A 5,063-nucleotide genomic window follows, 5' to 3' on the forward strand; every position below is an offset into this window, starting at 1 on the left:
CGCTTTTATCAACAAGGTATGCGGGCCGCAACCCTTATACAGTCTATCTCGTAGACCTTTTTGTCACCCCCCCAGCACCAAAACATGAAATAAAAATTGATTGGTCGTTCTCATACATAAACCAACCCATTAATTCCGAGTGGGCGACGATTGTCAGTGGCGATCGCAAAAAGGTCACTTTAGTCGATCGCAACTTGTCGCCCAAATACGAATACCAGCTTGCCGACGAAATTAGCTGTTTAGCCATCAGTCCCAAAGGCGATTTGCTGGCAGCAATTATGGCAAATGGCAATCACTTAGCAGTTATGACAGCAGAAAACCAGCTAGTGTACGAACAAAAGCTACGTAACCCTCATGTTAAGTATTATTTTTTGGATAACGAGAATGAATTTGAAGACTGCTGGTTTGATGCAGACGGCGTGCGTTTTTGGTGCATGAAAGTAATTGAAGGCGAGGAAGTCGAGATTCAAATTCGTGATACCAATTCATGGCAAATCCAGCGAAAACTTTTGCTCGAAGACCCTTTTGGATCGAGTTCCTTCTCGTTTTACCCGCACCCGGAAAACCAAATTTTAGCTATTTGCGCTGCTGAGGGTCAGGGCTTACAGCAAATTTACTGGCTTTATGATGATGGTATGGAAATTCACGCCGTGGAAGTTCCATGTCCCGATGACACAGCGCCTCCAGAATTTCATCCTGCCGGTAGCGAATTTGTGGTTGTACATGATTGTGGGCGACAAATCAGCCGATTCAGTTTTCCTGAGTGTAATCTACTTGGAATATGCAAATGGCCTCATGCGGATAACGGTTTTGGCTACTATATGTGCTACCTATCGGACGATCTCATTCTAGTTAATACTGATGAAGGGCTCATGTATCTAATCGATATTAACAAAATGGAAATATCTGATCAACTAATTTTAATCGGTCACGAGCCACGTTCGTGTAAAGAACTTTACCCTACTCTCAAGGATCTTAAAGAACAGCTTTGCGGCGACTTGCACTATTTCTATCGTTGGGATTCAGATAGCATTCTGTCCGTTCATTCACAAATCCTGACTCAAGAACCTGACTCTAAACAGAAGACATTAGTTATCTTCGGGGGAAAAGAGTTGTTTGGTTCCCTGGCGAAGGTACAAGAATCGGCACCGTACAGTCAATTATTCATTCAATCTTTAGACATTTCTTAAGGATTTCCAATACAAAACGCTTCTTGTGCCGTGTTAGCTTTTGACTCGCTTTCCCACAGTCCGACAGGGGTTGAAACCCCTGCCTCATAGCGAAAGTCGGTTGAAACCGACTGTAGATTTTGACGGGAAGTGCGATCGATTTTAGTCCTCTTTTAGAGGATTTTTGCTATGAGACAGGGAATTCATTCCCTGTCGGACTGTCGGACTCACAAACAATATCGGTGCTGCATTTGATGTTAAGCTGACACACCCTACTAAAATTAGTCAGTCAGGTGCATTTGACACGATCGCATTATTGTGTTACAATAATACTACAAAATAACAAATTTAAACAAAAATGCCCTACGAAAAATTAGAAATATCAGCCCCAAAATCAGTATTATCTTGGGCCAATCACGCCCTGGGCGAAAAAGAAACCAAGATGGCCGCCAACGTAGCATCTTTGCCCTTTGTATTCAAACACGTCGCACTAATGCCCGACGTACATTTAGGAAAAGGTGCTTTAGTCGGTTCAGTAATTGCCACAAAAGAAGCGATTATTCCGGCTGCTGTTGGCGTGGATATTGGTTGTGGGATGGCTGCCATTAAAATGCCTTTCACCGCCAACAAATTAGAAGGTAAACTCAAACAAATTCGCCTCGATATCGAAGCCGCAATTCCCGTGGGATTTGCGGAAAATAAAGAAGTAGAAAAAACTGTCACTAACTGGCAGAGATGGGGGGAGTTTAAGGAACTTCATCAAGGCGTGCAGCACCAAGACAATAAAGCCTTAAAACAAATGGGTTCCCTCGGTGGCGGCAATCATTTTATTGAGGTTTGTGTTGATACTGAAAACTTTGTTTGGCTGATGCTGCACTCTGGTTCTCGCGGCATTGGAAACTTGCTCGCACAGCAGCACATCGAGACTGCTAAAGATTTAGCTAAACTGGCAGAAATTAATCTGGTTGACAAAGATTTGGCTTATTTTGTAGCGGGGACGCGGGAGTTTGAGGCTTACTGGCACGATTTGCAGTGGGCGCAAGATTATGCTCGTTTTAATCGCGATGTGATGATGAATCGGTTTAAGCGAATTGTGGAAAAGCACGTCGCGGGCGGCAAATCTGTTAAGCCGTTATTAGAGGTGAATTGCCACCACAATTACGCGGAAAAAGAGGTGCATTTTGGCGAAGATGTGTATGTGACTCGCAAGGGTGCCGTGCGCGCGGATGTAGAGGATTACGGCATTATTCCGGGTTCGATGGGGGCGAAGTCTTTCATTGTTAAAGGGAAGGGAAATGCTGAAAGTTACTGTAGTTGCAGTCACGGTGCGGGGCGGTTGATGTCTCGCACTCAAGCTAAAAATGTATTCACTCTTGATGATTTGGTGCGGCAGACTGAGGGGGTTGAGTGCCGGAAAGATGAGCAATTTTTAGATGAAATTCCGGGGGCTTATAAGCCGATTGATGAGGTGATGAGTCAGCAGTCGGATTTGGTGGAAGTTGTGGCGACTCTGAAGCAGGTGGTTTGTGTCAAGGGATGACAGAAACTGGTTTATTTGTACTTCACTTACCTGAAAATTGCTTTATGGGAAGAGGGGGGAAATCAAGCCGCTGTTGATTCCCCCCCCTCTTGACAAACGCTTTGTTTTCTGAAGCTTTTCTCTAACACACCATCTGTCTCGACTCAATTTCTAGCAAGCGCAGCAGTCTTTCATCGCCATTGGCTTTGGCTGCTTGCTTTCTACGATCGAGAATATTGCAAATATTCGCTTGGTGGACTTGCGCCACTTCCACAACTGTTGGGTAAGATTCAACCGCCCCTGGGGTGCGAACTGCTGCGCTATCCCGATCGCCAGCTTGAGGATCTCGCTTTGTAGTATAGTTTGTACCGCCGTATTTATTTGGGGCGGGAATGTGTCTGGGATAGCGATAGTTCCAGTTTTGGCCCCGATATTTGCCCGCGACTTCGCCTTCGATCATATCGACAGTCGGAATGTCGTACTCATAGTGTGCGCCGCGATAAGTGAGTTTCATATTTTTTGATCCTTATATGTATGGAGATAAAAAGGGCAGTCAGGCTACCTTGGGTTTTTTTGGCTAAAACTTTTTTAGTTTCTGTATTCAATTATACTGTTTTTTAAGATGAATTCGTTAAATTTACAAAAATTAATATTTTGAGGGGCAGAGGGCAAGAAAAAACCCGCCGCCGCGGGTTTAATCGAGCTTTTGACTAATTCGAGCCGCGCCCGGAGCGAAACTGCTTCGCTTGGGAAGAACTACCCGACTGTCACCTGATCGGTTTGCACGTTTGTTGCACCTTCTTCAGCAGAGGCGATCGCTACCAACTTGTCGAGAATTTCCTGACTGGGAACTTGACCTTTGAGAACAACTGTGCTGCTGAGCTGAGCGACATAAACAGTCTCGATATCAGCAACTTCTGCATCGCTGTCAAAAGCTAAAGCAACCCGCTTCGCTAAGCCACTCTCGTCAAAGTTTCCGTCTGGGCCGACTTTAGCAGGAGCGATGGATTGCGCTTGTGCTGCTTGCTGTACTACTTGTGCCATCGGTTCAGCCGGGGCTTCAGGCTTTTCGAGTCCGAACAGTCTTTTAAACCAACCCATATTAGTTGAGTCTCCTGAAAATACACTTTTTCCAAGATAGCTCTAGAATTCCAAAAGACTCGTAATTGTTGCAAAACTCAGCGAAATTTATCAAAATGTTTTATCGGGAGACTTTTACAATCTAAAATCTTAAATGGTATCTAGATGTTGATGTTGCTATTTGATGTATGGGACGATCGCTGGGCCTTGGATAGCAGAGGCGTAGTCGAAGCAGTTCCCCCCCTGTCACCTTAAAAAAAAACTGCACAGCGCGCCGGAATACATTCTCGGTTTGTTTAACAACGCGGGACATCTCCTGCACGTCATCGAACTGTGTCCACCGATACAGGGGACGGTAGGCCGCGCTTAATTAAGGGTAGTCCTGCATATAGCAATCCTTGCATGAGTCGTAAATTTTTTACCCCACCCAAACCCTCCCCGAACCCGCTCGCTGGGGAGTAAGAAATTCACAAATGATGCGAGGATTGCTATAAGTAATTATGCGATTTGATCTAATACCATTTTTTTAAAGATGTGATAGAGATAAAGAATGTAAAATCCACGACCATCCGGTAAGAAAACCAATGACACGATCGGTGAAAGATGCCAAAATTTCCTTGACTTTTGTGCGGAGTTCGTCAAGATTACTAAACACCGACAAAGCTAAAAAATCTTTCAGATATTCCCACACTCTTTCTGTCGGATTTACTTCCGGACAAGCCGGAGGCTGAAATAGTAAAATAACATTGTCTGGTAATTCAGATGAGTCCAACTTATGAGCGGGTGCGTTATCAACTTGAATAATGTGTAATTCATGAGGATATTGTATTGACAAAAGTTGTAAATATGCTTCAAAACAAACTTTGTCTAAATGCGAAAACTCCCAAAAAAAACTCTTTCCAGTAGGGATTGATACTGCCCCATACAGCCAAAAACACTCAAATTTCCATTGATGCTTCCCCATGGGCTTTACGCCGAAAAGCGTCAGCTTACGCCGACGAATTGTATGCAGCCCTATCCGCGTTTCATCACTACACCAATAAGTGACTTTTTTATATTTGTTTACTTGAGGTAAAGCTTTGTCTAGTAAAGCTTTTATCTGTTAATGCAAGTTATTTTTAAATTCATTAATGGCCGTAGATTTCTGAGAAATACTGCGAGGTATGGGAATTTTTAATTTACTTTTTAATTCCCCTCTTACTAAAGAATAGACAGCCGGGTAACTACTGGCTATTCCTTTAATCAACCATAGCCAAAGATGAACTTCTTTATAACTCTGAAATCCTTCGGGGTCT

The 5,063-nt window shown here is 43.8% G+C and carries 5 protein-coding genes and 1 pseudogene; 2 read left to right on the plus strand and 4 right to left on the minus strand.

Annotation, left to right across the window (positions count from 1 at the left end):
• The first annotated feature begins 116 nt into the window (after positions 1-116).
• Together QUA33_RS27490 and QUA33_RS27495 are read left to right on the plus strand one after the other, a co-directional pair.
• The gene (locus QUA33_RS27490) at positions 117-1,190 is read left to right on the plus strand and encodes a hypothetical protein (protein WP_333152864.1); all 1,074 of its coding nucleotides are present in this window, start codon (positions 117-119) and stop codon (positions 1,188-1,190) included.
• Positions 1,191-1,527: 337 nt separating this feature from the next.
• Positions 1,528-2,709 carry an RtcB family protein gene (locus QUA33_RS27495; RefSeq protein ID WP_333152860.1) on the plus strand — a complete coding sequence of 394 codons (1,182 nt, stop codon included), beginning with the start codon at positions 1,528-1,530 and terminating at the stop codon, positions 2,707-2,709.
• A 121-nt stretch (positions 2,710-2,830) separates the two neighbouring features.
• Here the strand turns inward: QUA33_RS27495 and QUA33_RS27500 are convergent, their stop codons facing one another.
• From QUA33_RS27500 to QUA33_RS27515, 4 genes and pseudogenes are all read right to left on the minus strand, one after another.
• The gene (locus QUA33_RS27500) at positions 2,831-3,202 is read right to left on the minus strand and encodes a DUF4278 domain-containing protein (protein ID WP_333152862.1); all 372 of its coding nucleotides are present in this window, start codon (positions 3,200-3,202) and stop codon (positions 2,831-2,833) included.
• Positions 3,203-3,444: 242 nt separating this feature from the next.
• Positions 3,445-3,789, minus strand: a complete 345-nt coding sequence (locus QUA33_RS27505; protein ID WP_333096175.1) for a BON domain-containing protein — start codon at positions 3,787-3,789, stop codon at positions 3,445-3,447.
• Positions 3,790-4,294: 505 nt separating this feature from the next.
• A complete protein-coding gene (locus QUA33_RS27510) occupies positions 4,295-4,867 on the minus strand; it encodes an IS630 family transposase (protein ID WP_333152866.1) in 573 nt (190 codons plus the stop codon).
• A 3-nt stretch (positions 4,868-4,870) separates the two neighbouring features.
• Positions 4,871-5,063 (minus strand): annotated as a pseudogene (locus tag QUA33_RS27515) (IS630-like element ISMae27 family transposase); the annotation flags it as partial.

The sequence above is a fragment of the Microcoleus sp. Pol14D4 genome, assembly GCF_036701245.1.
In the GTDB taxonomy this organism is placed as follows: domain Bacteria; phylum Cyanobacteriota; class Cyanobacteriia; order Cyanobacteriales; family Microcoleaceae; genus Microcoleus.